This is a genomic window from Sulfitobacter aestuariivivens, from assembly GCF_014763045.1.
Lineage (GTDB): Bacteria > Pseudomonadota > Alphaproteobacteria > Rhodobacterales > Rhodobacteraceae > Sulfitobacter > Sulfitobacter aestuariivivens.
This window is the reverse complement of sequence record NZ_JACTAG010000002.1, coordinates 990,013-1,003,735: the sequence shown is the minus strand read 5'-3', so window position 1 is coordinate 1,003,735 and position 13,723 is coordinate 990,013. Positions and strand designations below refer to the sequence as shown.

Genomic DNA, 13,723 nt, shown 5'->3' with positions numbered 1-13,723 from the left:
GGGATGTTTCTTGCCAGAAGATGAAGTCGAAAAGGGCAGACAAATGAGTAAGATTGCTATCCGTGCGCTTATGCAGATTGACAATTTGCAGCCGAAATTTGCAGCCTATAATGGTGCCACGGTACAAGGGTCCGTGCCTTTGTCAGGCGATACGGTGCTGATCGGGGAGTTTGCGCCTGGAAATGGGGTTTTCTCATTGATCGATCGGGCGCTGAAGGCGTCCAGCGTTGAGGCGACAACACAGATGGTCGAACGCGAGTTTGGGTTCTTCATCTTGCGATCCCCGTCCAATGCAGAGGTTTCTGCCGCCCGGGATGCGATGCTGTCCGAACTGGGGGCGTCGATGTCGGACCGGATAAAGCCATCGATCACAAATACGCAGATTATCACCAGCGTGGAGCCTTATCAGGCGCAGCTTTTGAATAAGTGGCGCAAGGGATCTCTGTTGGTCCCCGGGCAGACGTTGGGGATCATCGAATGCACGCCTGCGGCCTATATCTCAATCGCGGCGAACGAGGCCGAGAAAGCAGCTGAAATTGACATGGTCGAGGTCCGCGCCGTCGGGCGCTTTGGGCGCTTGTTCATATCCGGGACGGAAAATTCGGTTCAGGCCGCGATGGAAGCGGCGGTCACCGCTATCGAAGCTGTGGATGGTCAGCCCGCATGACCGTGGGGCGCGTTATCGGTAGTGACGCGATTGAGGATGCGCGCCGTCGCGGGCGGCTGATTGTCGAGGTCATGCCTGGAGATATCGTCACTGCATTGGCGCGCGATTCTGCCGAACGGCTGGGGCTGAAGCTGGTTGAAGGCCCCGTTGAGATGCCCGCCCCCGTGCGCACTGATGGTAACACAGCAATGCGTCGGGTGCTTTATCGGCGCGCACCGAAGTGGCAAGCACCGTCCCGCAAGCCGCGCACCGCGCGACGGTTAGCAAAGCTGGCGTTGATCGGAGCGGGCGGTGTAGGGGGCAACATTGCGCATCTGGCCGCCATGGCGGATATGGCCGCAGAAATAGCCTTGATTGATATTGCGCCTGGCATGGCCGCCGCGGCGGCTCTGGATCTCAATCATGCAACGGGCATTACCGGCGCTGGTTGTCGGTGCGTCGGTGGTGAAACGCTGGATATGGTGGCTGGTGCTGAAGTAATTGTTGCCACCGCAGGCCGCGCCCGCAGTCCGGGGATGACTCGTGCTGACCTGATCGACGTAAATGCGCGTGTCATTCGCCAAGCCGGCGAAGCGATTCGATCCGAGGCACCGAATGCTGTGGTTATTGTCGTGACCAATCCGCTTGACGAGATGACTGTCGAGATGCTGCGCGCGACCGGGTTCCCTAGGGAACGCGTTCTGGGAATGGCCGGCACATTGGATTCTAGCCGTTTCCGCCATGCACTGGCCCGGGCGGCGGGTGTTGATCCTGCGGATGTAGAGGCCATGACGCTTGGGAGCCATGGAGAAGAGATGGCCCCGATCCCGTCCCGGGCGACGATCAAGGGGCGCCCGTTGGATGTCTTTCTGGACCCGGCACAGATAGACGCATGTGTCACGGACGCCATCACAGGAGGCGGTCAGGTCGTTGCGCTCAAGAAAATGGGATCTGCCACAATTGCGCCTGCACATGCGACCATCGAATTGATCGATCATATGCGTGGTGCGCGCACGGGCGCTGTTCCGGTCAGCGTGATGCTGAAAGGTGAGTACGGGATTGACGGCGTGGTTGTCGGGGTCCCTACCCATCTGGGCGATGGCGGTTTGATCAAAGTGGAAGAACTGCGTTTGACGGGTGCAGAAACGACCGCATTGCAGGATGCGGCAGAGGCGATCCGCACTCGGTTAGGTCTATGACGACGCAAATCCACAAAGCCAATGGACGTTTCGAAGAGATCGGCAGCTATGCACGCGCCAAAAGGATCGGGCCGTTTGTCTGGACTGCGGGCACGACCGCACTTGAGCCGACGGGCCGCATTCATGCGCCCGACGACGCTTATGCTCAGACACGGTACATCCTGGGTCGTATCAAGGAGTTCCTTGCAGAGGTTGGTGCAGAGATGCGCCATGTTGCCCGGGTACGGGTCTATTTGACAGATATGGAGCATGCGGGCGGTTTTATTCTTGCCCATGGCGAGGTGTTCAAGGGCATTGATCCGGTCCTGACGGCGGTGACCGCTGGCCTGACCCAGCCCGGATTAGTGGTCGAGATCGACGTGGACGCGTTGATCCACGAAGAAGATGGCGGCATTGACCTGAAGGTCTAGCGCGGGTGTGCAGTTGTGAGACACCATGAGCGTGTGCGCCGGGTACAGGTTGGCGAGCGCTGGCGCCATTGGATGGCACCCCCGTCATGATGGATCATGTATGATGGTTTTGAGGCCGTGAGAACAAACCTGATAGATACCCAGGAACGCAAGATTCTGGACGCAGAAAAATCGCTTCGCGATCCGCGCATTCCGCCTGTAAACTCTTTCCATGTTATTCGAAGTCGTCAAAACTCCTGACGGAGAATCGCCAAGCTGGGTACGCGACGCCTGGGTTGGTGTGCAATTTCAGGCCCAACAGGGTGCACCGGTATCCATGCCGACACGCGCTGCCGGTACGCGGTTGGACCCCCTTTCGCGGTTGCTCAAATCCGCGCCTTCTGGTCCGGATGTGACGGAACGGCGTGGGTATTCTGTTGGCGCGCGCGATGTGCTGGGGCTTTTGGCGTTGCGTGATGAAGCAGCAGCACAATGGTATCTTGATCATGTACCCCAGATGTTGAACCCAGATCAGGTTTTCATGTTTGACGAAACCTGCTGCCGCGCGATCACTGCTCTGACGCCTCTTTGATACGCGGCCAGCGGGTAGCCGGGAAAAAACCGTTGATCCGAAGGCGTTTCTGTGTACTGTATACAGGATACAAAATGACCTCGCTATAACGGGGCAACACTCAACTGGGAGAATAAAATGACTTTCAAATGCGGTATTGTAACCGGGCTAGCAGCGTCGCTGTTGGCGACGACAGCGATGGCTGACATCAAAGTGGGCTTTATCGGCTCGCTGAGCTCCGACACCGGCCTTTCCACCCTGCGCGGTGCCGAGATGGCCATCGAAGAGCTGAACGCGGCAGGTGGTATGAACGGTGAGCAGATCACGCTCGTAAGTGCGGACACTGGGGAAGACGTCACCGAGGGCGTCAAAGCCTACGAGTATCTGGCCGAAACCGAGGAAGTAGATTTTGTCATTTCCGGTTCGATCGATGACGTCTCTTTGGGTTGGTTGCCTCGGATGCAGGAATACCAGATCCCGACGCTGGACACATGGACGTCTTATATCGGCATCATCGACATGGTGATCGAAGATCCCGAAACGATGGCGCCTTATTTCATGAACATCGCCTCGGACGAGGCGCTGGCGACCCTTTACATCAACTTTGGCGCGGATGTCCTGAAGGCTCAGATGGGGTGGGAAAGCGTTGTCATTCTGGCTGAGGACACAGCCTTTGGTGAGGCGATTACCGGGCTGGTGACCGATGCCCTTGGCCCTGTTGCGGGGATCGAAGTGAAGGAAATCATCACATACGATATCGGCACCGTCGACTTCGCGCCGATCTTTTCCAAAGCTCAGGCATCGGGTGCGGATTTCATCTATCAGGTGTCTTCGGTGAACAGCCAGGTGATCTCATCCCAATATGTTAAGCTGCAGGTGCCCATGGCGATGACAGGCGTGAACGTATCCGCGCTTGGTCTGGAATACTGGGAAGACACAGGCGGTGCCGGTGGCAGTATCTCAACCCTGTCTCCGATCCCGTCCGTAGGATTTGAACTGGACCCGGCGAGTCAGAAGTTCGTTGATGACTATCAGGCCAAATACGACACGCGCCCCAAGATCCCTCACTTCAACGGTTTCAACGCCTATTGGGGTCTCAAGCAGGCAATGGCCGCCGCGGAGGAAGCCGGTGGCTTTGGCGATGTCAAAGCATGGTCAGCTGCGATGAAGAAGCAGGACATCACTCTTGAGAAAGATGGCAAGCTGTGGCTGCGGTACGCCTTTTGGGGTGATGACGAGGTCGAAGAAGTCACCGGCCGGACCTATCCGCACAATGCGCGCTTTGACCTGACTGCGCCTTATGAAGATGCGCAGCCTTCGATGGTTGTGGTCCAATGGAAAGAGAACGGTGACGTGGGCGTGGTCTATCCACCCGAATACGCCACGACAGAGTTCGAAGTGCCCAGCTGGGTCAAGTAACCAACATTTCAGGGGGCGGCGTGTCTGCCCCCTGGCCTTGGCGGCCAAGAGCCGCCTTCCTTTGAGTCGTTCCGCAGGACCACCCTCATGCCCGCACATCCGGCGCTTGTCGCTCACTCCGCCGAGTTTGAAAAATCGGTGCATTCGCTGGCGACAGGGATCTGGGGCTTTGTGGGTTTTGCAGCCTCGAATGTCTACGCAATCGAGGGACCAGAGGGTGTGGCGATTGTCGACACCACTGAATCCACTGCGGCGGCCGAAAACATTTTGCACGAATTGCGCCAGCGCACTTCCAAACCAATCACACAGATTCTGTACACGCATAGTCACCGCGACCACATTTCTGGCGCATCGGTCTTCGCTGAGAATGGCAATCCCGAGATTATCGCCTGGCACGGATTTTCCTCTGACATCGTCGGCGGTGCGCGGGGCCCCGCGCAGGCCATCCTTGCACGCACCCAGATGCAATTTGGCTTTGGTCTGTCGTTTCCAGATGAGCGCGTGAACCTTGGCCTTGGCCCCGGCGATCGCCCGGTCAAAGGTATGGGTGCAGGACATCTGCCACCCAATAGCCTCATCGAGGCGCCTCGAAGCCGCATTGATCTTGCCGGACGTTCAGTCGAGGCGATTCATGCACCGGGCGAAACACCCGATCACATTATGGTCTGGCTTGAGGATCTCCGGCTGCTGATTTCAGGCGATAACTATTATCACGCGTTTCCGAACCTCTATCCCATCCGGGGCTCTGGTTATCGGGACTTTGACAGCTGGGCCGACAGCCTTGACCAAATTCTTGCACTCGCCCCTGACACCCTGGCGCCCGGCCATTCGCAGCCTCTTATAGGACGTGAGAAGATCATCGCGCGCGTCACCGATTACCGTGATCTGATCCGATATGTCATTGATGTCACCCGTGATGGTCTGAATGCGGGCAAGACACCCGATAAAATCGTCGAAGAGGCGCGTCTGCCCGAAAAATTACGCGACAAGCCATGGTTGAGTGAATTCTACGGCCGGCTTGATTGGTCCATTCGCGCCTACGCTTCGGGAACTGTCGGTTGGTTTGATGGCAATCCCACGAACCTTGGTCGCCTGCCGGCCTGCGATGAGGCGGCGCGCTTTGTTGCGCTGGCAGGGGGATGGGATGCCGTTTTGCAGGCAGCAGAACAATCAGATGATCCGCAATGGGCGCTTGAGCTCTGTGATCGCCTGAGCTGTCTGAAACCCGATGCAGCGGCACCTGTAAGGCGCAAAGCGGCAGCCATGCGGCAACTGGCCGATGAACAGATCAACGCCACAGCGCGCAACTACTATCTGGTAGCCGCCAAGGACATCGAAGAGAGCCTCGCATGATGCAGATCATAATTCAGGGAATGCTGCTCAGCGGTCTCTATGCGCTTATTGCAATGGGTTTCATGTTGATCTTTTCCATAGGACGCACCCTGAACCTTGCCTATGGCGCATATATCATGGTGGGCGGTTACATCTATTTCTGGCTTTCCCAGCAGCTTGGCATGCCAAAAATCGTGGGCTTTGGCGGGGCGGTGGCGGTCGGAGCGCTGATGGGTTTGCTCAAACACCGATTGATCGTGAAGCCCCTCAAAGGGGATCCAGTCGCGGTCGAAATTTCGACACTGATCCTTGCGGTGATCATGCAGTCGGCCATGGTGCTGGCTTTTGGCGACGCTTCGAAAATACTTTTGCCGCTCATCCCCGGCGTTGTGACTGTCGCGGGGGCGCAAGTCACTTATAACATCCTTGCGGCCACGATCATGAGTTGGGTGATTATTCTGGCGCTCTACGCATTTGTGCGCGGCACACACACTGGCCGCGCGATGCAGGCGGTATCGATGGACGAAAAGGGTGCGGCGATATCTGGCGTCGATCCCGACCGGATCAACATGATCACCTGGGCGATTTCCGGCGGATTGGGTGCAGCAGGTGGCGTATTCTTTGCCAGCTATACACAACTTTCGCCGTCAATGTGGGTGGCGCCGGTCATCATATCGGTGGCTATCGTGATTGTCGGAGGGATCGGCTCGATCATCGGAACGCTGATTGTGGCCCATATCATAGGTTTTCTTGAAATCACGGTGGTGGCCGTGCTGGCCCCGGAACTGCGCGGCGTCTTTACGATGGTGTTGATCATCGGGGTCTTGATCATGCGACCCCAGGGTCTCTTTGGGCGAGAGGAACACTAAGATGAACCTCCGTCCGCACCACTTTATCCTTTGGGGTCTGTTCATCGCTGGCATGTTCCTGATGCCAGAGCTGGTCGGCAAGGGTACGCTGCGCACGATGATCTTTGCCTGCTATCTGGCGATGTTCGCGATTTCCTGGGACATTTTGTCAGGTCGTACCGGCTATATCTCGTTCGGACATCCGTTTCTGATCGGAATCGGGGCCTATACCACCGGCATTCTCACGCGTCGCTATGGTTTCCCTGTCGAAGCATCGATCCCGATTGCGGTGCTGGTCACCATGGCCGGTGGCCTGATCGTGCTGCTGCCTGCGCTGCGGATCAAGGGCAGTTATTTTGCCTTGGTCACGTTGGCTGTGATGGAGCTGATGTACCAGCTGGTTCCGGTTGTCCGCCCGGATCTGACTGGTGGTACACGAGGCATTTCACGCCTGCCTGCACTGACGCGCGGGGCGGAAAATGGATACTACCTTGCCGTTGGGCTGATGCTGGCCGTCGCCTTGATGGCGTGGCTTTTGATGCGCACGCGGGTGGGTACGGCGTTGTGGGCGATCGGCATGAACGAAGAAAGCGTGCGCGGTTCCGGCTTGTCGACAACGCGCCTCAAAAGCTTCGCGTTTCTTGTTTCGGCCGGTGTGGCCGGGATGGCCGGCGCGTTTTACGCACATTACCTTGGAACCATCACACCGCGGGCCTTCTTTGACATCAACGTGCTGTTCCAGATCATCGTCGCGGTTCTGATCGGCGGGGCAGGCACCATCGTCGGGCCCATCATTGGCGCGTTCTTCATGGTCTTCCTGCTGGAATGGTTGCGGCCCTATCTGCCTGGGCAGGAACGCTTTTTTGTCTACGGGCTGATCGCACTGGTCATCTACATGTACCAACCACGGGGGATCATGGCGATTGTCGAAGGCGCATGGACACGGCTGCGGGGCGCGCGGTCATGACGATGGCATTGGAAGTCCGCAATCTGGTCAAAAGGTTCGGTGGGTTGGTCGCCACCAATGACCTCAGCTTTGATCTGGCCGAAGGGGAATCGCTGGGCCTGATCGGTCCCAACGGGGCGGGCAAAACCACGGTCTTTTCCCAAGTCATGGGTGAGTTGCGGCAAACATCGGGGTCAATTGCACTTTTCGGAGAGGAGATTTCGTCGCTGTCGACAGCGCAGCGGATTGCCCGTGGGGTCAGCCGAACCTATCAGGTGCCACGCCCCTTCTCGGACCTCGATGTGCGCGAGAACATCCGCGTGGGGTTGATGCCGGATTCCCTGCGCGCGATGATCTTCGGCGCTGCTGACCGGGACCGCGAAGACGAATTGGCGCTGTCGGTGGGGTTCACCAGACAGGATCTTGACCGCCCGGCATCTGAACTTTCAATGGGGGATCTGCGCAAGCTCGAATTCGCCCGTACGCTGGCCACAGGGGCCAAAGTGCTGCTGCTGGATGAAGTCTTTGCGGGGCTGACCACTGGTGAAATCGCAATGATCGCTGAAGTCATTCAGGACCTGCGGCATCGTGGTTTTACGTTTCTGATGGTAAGCCATGATTTGCCAGCGATGGAACCGCTGGTTGACCGCGCCATAGCTATCGAACGCGGTACCTTGCTGGCGCAGGGCGCTTTTGCAGATGTCTTGGCGGACGAGGCAGTGCGCGCCTCATATCTGGGAGTGGCGTGATGTCGATGATCGAAATCGAGAACCTCAGCGCATTTTACGGCAAGGCGCAGGCCCTGCGTAATGTCAGTTTGCGCGTCGAACCGGGAGAGACGATTGCCATCGTCGGTGCCAACGGTGCAGGCAAATCGACCTTGCTGGACAGCATCATGGGTCTGGTGAAAAATACAGGCACCATCCGCATGGAAGGACAGGACGTCACGGGTGCTAAACCCGGTGACATGGTGCGGCGCGGAGTGGGGTACGCCCCCGAACGCTTTAACCTGTTCCCGCACATGACAGTGCGCGACAACCTGTTGGTCGGGGCATACACCGCCCGCGAAGACATCGACAAGAACATGGATGCGGTGCACAGATTGTTCCCGCGACTGGCCGAAAGGGAAGGGCAGGAAACCTCGACCCAATCGGGCGGAGAGCGGCAGATGGTGTCGCTGGGCCGCGCGCTGATGACGTCGCCGCGGATTCTGTTGGTGGATGAGCCAACCATCGGGCTGGCACCCAAAGTCTGCGTTGAGATCGCCGAAGTGTTGCGCCGCCTGAGCGCCGAGATGGGTCTGACGGTCATCGTGACCGAACAGAACGCCAATTTTGCCCTCTCCCTCGCCAGTCGTCTTTATGTGCTTGAAGGTGGCCATGTCACTGCAGAAGGCACCGCAGTGGAACTGGCTAAGGATGACCAGCTTGCCAAAAGCTATTTCGGGGCGTGATTGCGGCTTAAAGGTAGCGGTTGACCAGGTTCTCCAACCGCTCTTGTCTGCCAGAGCGTGGCTGTGGATTGATCCCGTCGGCCAGGACGCGGTCCGTGATCGATTCAAGGTCTGAGGTCATCATTCCCTTCGCTTCGGGCGTGTCCCAACCAGCGTATCGATCGGTGCGAGCCTGCTCTAGCGCGCCATCCTGTAGCATCCGTGCAGCGGCCTTAAGACCTGCGGCACAGGCGTCCATGCCCCCGACATGTGCAAGGATCAGGTCCTCGGGATCAAGCGACTGACGGCGCAGTTTGGCGTCAAAGTTGGTCCCGCCCGTGGTGAAACCGCCTGCCTTTAGTATTTCGTAATAGGCCAACGCCATTTCAGGCACGTTGTTGGGGAACTGATCCGTGTCCCAACCGGACTGGTAATCGTTGCGGTTCATGTCGATGGACCCAAAAATTCCTAATTCGCGCGCCAGAGCCAATTCATGTTCAAAGCTATGCCCGGCCAGGATCGCATGCCCCTGCTCGATGTTGACCTTCACTTCGCCTTCAAGTCCAAAGTCCTTGAGGAAACCATAGACCGTCGCCACATCGTAATCATATTGGTGCTTGGTCGGTTCCTGCGGCTTTGGTTCGATCAGGATGGCCCCCTTGAACCCGATCTTGTGCTTGTAATCGACCACCATTTGCAGCATCGCCCCGGCCTGCGCGCGTTCGCGCCCCATGTCGGTGTTCAACAGCGTCTCATAGCCTTCGCGCCCTCCCCAGAGCACGTAATTTTCGCCCCCCAGTTTCTGTGTGGCATCCATACAGCTTTTGACTGTCGCTGCGGAGAAGGCAAACACATCCGGGTCAGGGTTTGTAGCCGCACCCGCCATGAAGCGCCGGTGTGAAAAAAGATTGGCCGTGCCCCAAAGCAGCTTCATGCCTGAGGCCTCCATCAGCTCCCCGAAATAATCTGTGATTTCATCCAGGCGGGCCGTGTTCTCGGCATAATCCACACCTTCGGGGCGCACATCGGCGTCGTGAAAGCAAAAGAACGGAACACCCAGGATGCGAAACATCTCGAAGGCCACATCGGCTTTCATCCGCGCGAGGTCCATGGTGTCACCGAACCAAGGCCGTTCAAACGTCTGCCCGCCAAAGGGGTCACCGCCCGGCCAGGCAAATGAATGCCAATAGGCGCAGGCAAACCGAAGATGGTCGTGCAAGGATTTGCCGTTCAGCATTTCCGTGGGGTCGTAGTGTCGAAACGCGAATTCATTTTCCGTATTGGGACCCTCGTAAGGGATGGCCGGGATATCCTTGAAAAAGTCGGTCATGTCAGAGGTCCTTCAGTGTCTTGTAAGCGTCCTGATAGCGACGATGCGCATCCGCAAAGGCATTTGATAGCGCAGGCTCAGGGTCAATTGTGCACTTTATGGGCGGCGGCGTTGCGACTTCGGTGCCAGCGCCGGTCGCCGCCATCATCCCAAGGCGGGCCACACCCAAGGCCGCGCCAAAGTCGCCTGCATGCGGCACCTGTAAGGGGATGCCTAGTGTTGTTGCCAACATGCGCACCCAATGGTCGGACTTCGATCCGCCGCCCAGTACAAGCGCGCTTTGGATGGTGGTCCCGGTGTCGACAAGCGCCTCTTGGCAATCTGCAAACGCAAAACTGACACCCTCCAGCACGGCGCGCGCTGCCGCTTGGGCGTCTGTCGCGTGTCGCAGATGCAAGAACTGCCCGCGCATTTGCGCGTCGTTATGGGGTGTGCGTTCGCCGCCCAGATAAGGCAGGAACAGCGTTTTCGACGGCGCCTTTAGATCGCCAAGATCTGATACAAGTGCTGCTGCCGATTGGCCTGTCAGGCGCGACAACCATTCCAATGCATCGGCTGCAGCAAGGATGACGCCCATCTGGTGCCAGGTTTCTGGTACCGCGTGGCAAAAGGTGTGTACTGCGGTCGCGGGGTCAGGGCGGTAGGCATCGTTTGCGGCAAAAAGCACGCCGGAGGTGCCCAGTGAGACAAATGCCTCGCCTTCGCGCACGACACCCGTACCGATCGCGGCGGCAGCGTTGTCGCCTGCGCCCCCGGCCACGATGACATCTGACACGCCAAGCTTTTGTGCGATCGAGCCCAACAATGGGGCAGAAGGGGAAGCGCCTTCTACTAGATCAGGCATCTGATCGCGGGTCAGATGGCAAGCTGACAGCAGGCTATCCGACCACTCGCGCGCGGCTGTGTCCAGCCATGCAGTGCCAGCGGCATCGGACATGTCCGCTTGATACGTGCCTGTCAGAACGTAGCGTAGATAATCCTTGGGCAGCAGCACCTTGGCGATGCGGTCGAAAATATCAGGGGCATGCCGCCGAACCCATTCCACCTTGGGAGCGGTGAAGCCGGGAAAGACAATATTGCCCGTTATGGCGCGGAACTGGGGGTCGGCGTCCATGTCCGCCGCTTCAACCGCTGCACGCGTGTCATTCCACAACATACACGGGCGCAGAACGGTACCGTTCTCGTCCAACAGGGTTGCCCCATGCATATGGCCTGACAGGCCGATGCCGCGCAGCTCCGCAAGATCACATGTCGCGGCCAGAGCCTGCAACGCTTCATGGGCCGCCTCGGCCCAGCTTGCGGGATCCTGTTCCGACCAGCCATCGTGCGGCCGCTGCACGGTCAGGGGGACGCTGTGTTCACCCAGCATGTTTTGATCCGCATCAATCAGGATCGCCTTGAGCGACGATGTCCCCAGATCAAGACCAATAAAGCTCACGCGGCTTCCCTTGGGTTCTTGCCAAGGATGATCATCGACAGAATGTCGTCTTCGGTTACATCCTCGACCCGCTCGGTACCGACCATCTGGCCGTTTTTCATCACGGCAACCCGGTCGCAAAGCTCCATCATTTCGCGCGTATCGTGTGAGATAAGGAAGATGCCCAGCCCCTGCTTTTTCAGTTCCTGAATAAGCTCTGCCACCATTGCTGTTTCATGGACCCCAAGTGCCGCTGTCGGCTCATCCATGATCAGGATCTTGGCGTTGAAATAGACTGCACGGGCGATCGCGACTGATTGCCTTTGCCCGCCTGACAGCGCGCTGACCGGCTCCTTCAGCTTTTTGAAGTTGGGATTGAGGCGGGCCATGATTTTGCGCGTTTCCGCCTCCATCCGGTCGTCATCGACAAATCCAAGTGCCGTCGTCAGCTCGCGCCCCAGAAAGAGATTGCTGGCCGCATCAAGGTTATCCGCCAGCGCCAGCGTCTGATAAATTGTCTCGATGTTGTAGTCCCGGGCATCGCGGGGAGTCGTGATCGTTGCCTTATCGCCGTTGATATAGATCTGACCGCTGTCCATTTTGTAGGCGCCGGAAAGCATCTTGATCAGCGTTGATTTGCCCGCCCCGTTATGGCCCAGCAGGCCCACAACTTCGCCTGCGTGCAGTTCGATAGAGACATTGTCGACCGCCTGCACACCGCCGAAAGCGATAGAGACGTCTTTCATTTCAACAAGAGGTGTGGTCATCTATTTAGCCCCCAAACGCTTGCGGTAGATTATGTCGATCAGCACGGCAAAAACGAGTACAGCGCCCACGACGATGTTTTGAAGCGGCGCGTCCACACCTACCATTGCCATGCCTGATTGAAGTGATTGCATAATCAATGCCCCAAGGATGGCGCCATAGATCGTGCCGATCCCGCCTGACAGTGCGGTGCCGCCGATCACGGCGGCTGCGATCACGCGCAGCTCGTCCAGCGTACCCAAGTCATTCGAATGATTGGCCAGACGGGCCGATGCCACAACGGCCGAGATGGCACAAAGCGCGCCGATCAGAGCAAAGATTTTTACTGTCAGCATGCGGGTATTGATGCCTGAAAGCTCGGCCGCGTCCGGGTTGCCGCCCGTGGCAAAAATGTAGCGTCCAAAGCGGGTTCGTCGGGCGATTACCGTCATCGCCACCGCAATTGCCAGCAGCAACAGCACCGAGATGGGCAAGCCATAAACCGGTGTACATCCCTCAGCGACTTCGCAGCCATATCTGGAGGGGTCGCGGGCAACAACGCGTTCTGGCACGCTGTAATTCGTGAGGATCGCGATGAAACCTGCGATGGCTGCCGCGGCGATCCCGGCCATCGTAACCTCGGCCCAAAGCGGCTTCACAGGAAAGCCATGGGCCACCTTCACGCGACGCGCATTAAAAATCAGGATCACGGTGCAGATGATAGCGATGATGCCGATGGCCCAACTGAGTGGTCCGCCCAGCGTGCCATTGATACCGCCAAAAGTCATAAAAGTCTTGTCCAGCGGGCCAATTGTCTGACCGCTGGTCATATACCAGCCGACATTGCGCCAGATCAGAAAGCCCCCCAGCGTCACGATGAAAGCCGGAATACCCAGATAGCCTACCAGCGCGCCGTTGAAGGCACCGATGGAGGCCCCAAGGATGATCCCTGCGGTGATGGCGATCCACGGAATGGCCCAATGACCGATTTCCAGGCCCATTCCGGGCAGCCAGCGCACCTGCATCATCGCCATCAGTGCGGAACAGGCGGCCAGGATAGCCCCAACGGAGAGGTCGATGTGGCGGGTGACGATTACAAAGACCATGCCGGTCGCCATGATGGCAACTGACGCCGTCTGGATCGTCAGGTTGAAGATGTTGCGTGGGGTCAGGAAACGCCCATCCGTCAGGACGTTGAACACCAGTGCGACCAAAATGAATGCGCCAATCATACCAAGCAGGCGGGTGTCGATCTCAAGCGTGTTGAGAAAACTGCGCTTGGGCGCTGTGGCGCCGGGTCGGGTGTCAGTGGTCTGATCGGTCATTTTGGAATGCCCCTGTCGCGCTGCGGACGTTCTCCGAAGCTTCGTTACGTATTACGAAAGAATGGGAAGGGGTCCCGGGTCAAGCCTGGGACGGGCAGGGGCGACCAGAAAGGGCCGCCCCGAAA

At 58.1% G+C, this 13,723-nt stretch carries 14 protein-coding genes; 10 read left to right on the top strand and 4 right to left on the bottom strand.

Features of this window, described 5'->3' with window-relative positions:
- Positions 1 to 43 precede the first annotated feature (43 nt).
- From H9Q16_RS14675 to H9Q16_RS14630, 10 genes are all read left to right on the top strand, one after another.
- Positions 44 to 667 carry a BMC domain-containing protein gene (locus H9Q16_RS14675; protein WP_191076169.1) on the top strand — a complete coding sequence of 208 codons (624 nt, stop codon included), beginning with the start codon at positions 44 to 46 and terminating at the stop codon, positions 665 to 667.
- A complete protein-coding gene (locus tag H9Q16_RS14670; RefSeq protein ID WP_191076168.1) occupies positions 664 to 1,845 on the top strand; it encodes a malate dehydrogenase in 1,182 nt (393 codons plus the stop codon). The genes H9Q16_RS14675 and H9Q16_RS14670 overlap by 4 nt, the downstream gene beginning before the upstream one ends.
- Positions 1,842 to 2,255 (top strand): Rid family hydrolase, encoded by a 414-nt coding sequence (locus H9Q16_RS14665; RefSeq protein WP_191076167.1) that lies wholly within the window; start codon positions 1,842 to 1,844, stop codon positions 2,253 to 2,255. The genes H9Q16_RS14670 and H9Q16_RS14665 overlap by 4 nt, the downstream gene beginning before the upstream one ends.
- A 211-nt stretch (positions 2,256 to 2,466) precedes the next feature.
- On the top strand, positions 2,467 to 2,826 hold the full coding sequence (locus H9Q16_RS14660) for a hypothetical protein (protein WP_191076166.1): 360 nt from the start codon (positions 2,467 to 2,469) through the stop codon (positions 2,824 to 2,826).
- 177 nt (positions 2,827 to 3,003) lie between these two features.
- Positions 3,004 to 4,224 carry an ABC transporter substrate-binding protein gene (locus H9Q16_RS14655; RefSeq protein ID WP_216859425.1) on the top strand — a complete coding sequence of 407 codons (1,221 nt, stop codon included), beginning with the start codon at positions 3,004 to 3,006 and terminating at the stop codon, positions 4,222 to 4,224.
- Between the two features lie 87 nt (positions 4,225 to 4,311).
- The gene (locus tag H9Q16_RS14650) at positions 4,312 to 5,577 is read left to right on the top strand and encodes an alkyl/aryl-sulfatase (RefSeq protein WP_191076164.1); all 1,266 of its coding nucleotides are present in this window, start codon (positions 4,312 to 4,314) and stop codon (positions 5,575 to 5,577) included.
- Positions 5,574 to 6,425 carry a branched-chain amino acid ABC transporter permease gene (locus H9Q16_RS14645; RefSeq protein ID WP_191076163.1) on the top strand — a complete coding sequence of 284 codons (852 nt, stop codon included), beginning with the start codon at positions 5,574 to 5,576 and terminating at the stop codon, positions 6,423 to 6,425. Before H9Q16_RS14650 ends, H9Q16_RS14645 begins: the two co-directional genes overlap by 4 nt.
- 1 nt (position 6,426) lies before the next feature.
- Positions 6,427 to 7,371 (top strand): branched-chain amino acid ABC transporter permease, encoded by a 945-nt coding sequence (locus tag H9Q16_RS14640; RefSeq protein ID WP_191076162.1) that lies wholly within the window; start codon positions 6,427 to 6,429, stop codon positions 7,369 to 7,371.
- Positions 7,341 to 8,099, top strand: a complete 759-nt coding sequence (locus tag H9Q16_RS14635; protein WP_191076161.1) for an ABC transporter ATP-binding protein — start codon at positions 7,341 to 7,343, stop codon at positions 8,097 to 8,099. The genes H9Q16_RS14640 and H9Q16_RS14635 overlap by 31 nt, the downstream gene beginning before the upstream one ends.
- Positions 8,099 to 8,803 (top strand): ABC transporter ATP-binding protein, encoded by a 705-nt coding sequence (locus H9Q16_RS14630; RefSeq protein ID WP_191076160.1) that lies wholly within the window; start codon positions 8,099 to 8,101, stop codon positions 8,801 to 8,803. The genes H9Q16_RS14635 and H9Q16_RS14630 overlap by 1 nt, the downstream gene beginning before the upstream one ends.
- 7 nt (positions 8,804 to 8,810) lie before the next feature.
- Here the strand turns inward: H9Q16_RS14630 and xylA are convergent, their stop codons facing one another.
- From xylA to H9Q16_RS14610, 4 genes are read right to left on the bottom strand one after another with little or no spacing between them, the layout of a single operon-like run.
- A complete protein-coding gene (gene xylA / locus H9Q16_RS14625; RefSeq protein ID WP_191076159.1) occupies positions 8,811 to 10,112 on the bottom strand; it encodes a xylose isomerase in 1,302 nt (433 codons plus the stop codon).
- 1 nt (position 10,113) lies between these two features.
- Positions 10,114 to 11,550, bottom strand: coding sequence for a xylulokinase (xylB, locus tag H9Q16_RS14620; RefSeq protein WP_191076158.1), 1,437 nt, complete (start codon positions 11,548 to 11,550; stop codon positions 10,114 to 10,116).
- Positions 11,547 to 12,296: an ATP-binding cassette domain-containing protein gene (locus H9Q16_RS14615; RefSeq protein ID WP_191076157.1), complete on the bottom strand. Its 750-nt coding sequence runs from the start codon at positions 12,294 to 12,296 to the stop codon at positions 11,547 to 11,549. Before H9Q16_RS14615 ends, xylB begins: the two co-directional genes overlap by 4 nt.
- On the bottom strand, positions 12,297 to 13,598 hold the full coding sequence (locus tag H9Q16_RS14610) for a sugar ABC transporter permease (protein WP_191076156.1): 1,302 nt from the start codon (positions 13,596 to 13,598) through the stop codon (positions 12,297 to 12,299).
- Between the last annotated feature and the right edge of the window lie 125 nt (positions 13,599 to 13,723).

Bases quoted from the DNA above. Each gene is read 5' to 3' on its own strand.
- H9Q16_RS14675 (WP_191076169.1), top strand. From the start codon at position 44: ATGAGTAAGATTGCTATCCGTGCGCTTATGCAGATTGACAATTTGCAG.
- H9Q16_RS14670 (WP_191076168.1), top strand. From the start codon at position 664: ATGACCGTGGGGCGCGTTATCGGTAGTGACGCGATTGAGGATGCGCGC.
- H9Q16_RS14665 (WP_191076167.1), top strand. From the start codon at position 1,842: ATGACGACGCAAATCCACAAAGCCAATGGACGTTTCGAAGAGATCGGC.
- H9Q16_RS14660 (WP_191076166.1), top strand. From the start codon at position 2,467: ATGTTATTCGAAGTCGTCAAAACTCCTGACGGAGAATCGCCAAGCTGG.
- H9Q16_RS14655 (WP_216859425.1), top strand. From the start codon at position 3,004: ATGGCTGACATCAAAGTGGGCTTTATCGGCTCGCTGAGCTCCGACACC.
- H9Q16_RS14650 (WP_191076164.1), top strand. From the start codon at position 4,312: ATGCCCGCACATCCGGCGCTTGTCGCTCACTCCGCCGAGTTTGAAAAA.
- H9Q16_RS14645 (WP_191076163.1), top strand. From the start codon at position 5,574: ATGATGCAGATCATAATTCAGGGAATGCTGCTCAGCGGTCTCTATGCG.
- H9Q16_RS14640 (WP_191076162.1), top strand. From the start codon at position 6,427: ATGAACCTCCGTCCGCACCACTTTATCCTTTGGGGTCTGTTCATCGCT.
- H9Q16_RS14635 (WP_191076161.1), top strand. From the start codon at position 7,341: ATGGACACGGCTGCGGGGCGCGCGGTCATGACGATGGCATTGGAAGTC.
- H9Q16_RS14630 (WP_191076160.1), top strand. From the start codon at position 8,099: ATGTCGATGATCGAAATCGAGAACCTCAGCGCATTTTACGGCAAGGCG.
- xylA (WP_191076159.1), bottom strand. From the start codon at position 10,112: ATGACCGACTTTTTCAAGGATATCCCGGCCATCCCTTACGAGGGTCCC.
- H9Q16_RS14615 (WP_191076157.1), bottom strand. From the start codon at position 12,296: ATGACCACACCTCTTGTTGAAATGAAAGACGTCTCTATCGCTTTCGGC.
- H9Q16_RS14610 (WP_191076156.1), bottom strand. From the start codon at position 13,598: ATGACCGATCAGACCACTGACACCCGACCCGGCGCCACAGCGCCCAAG.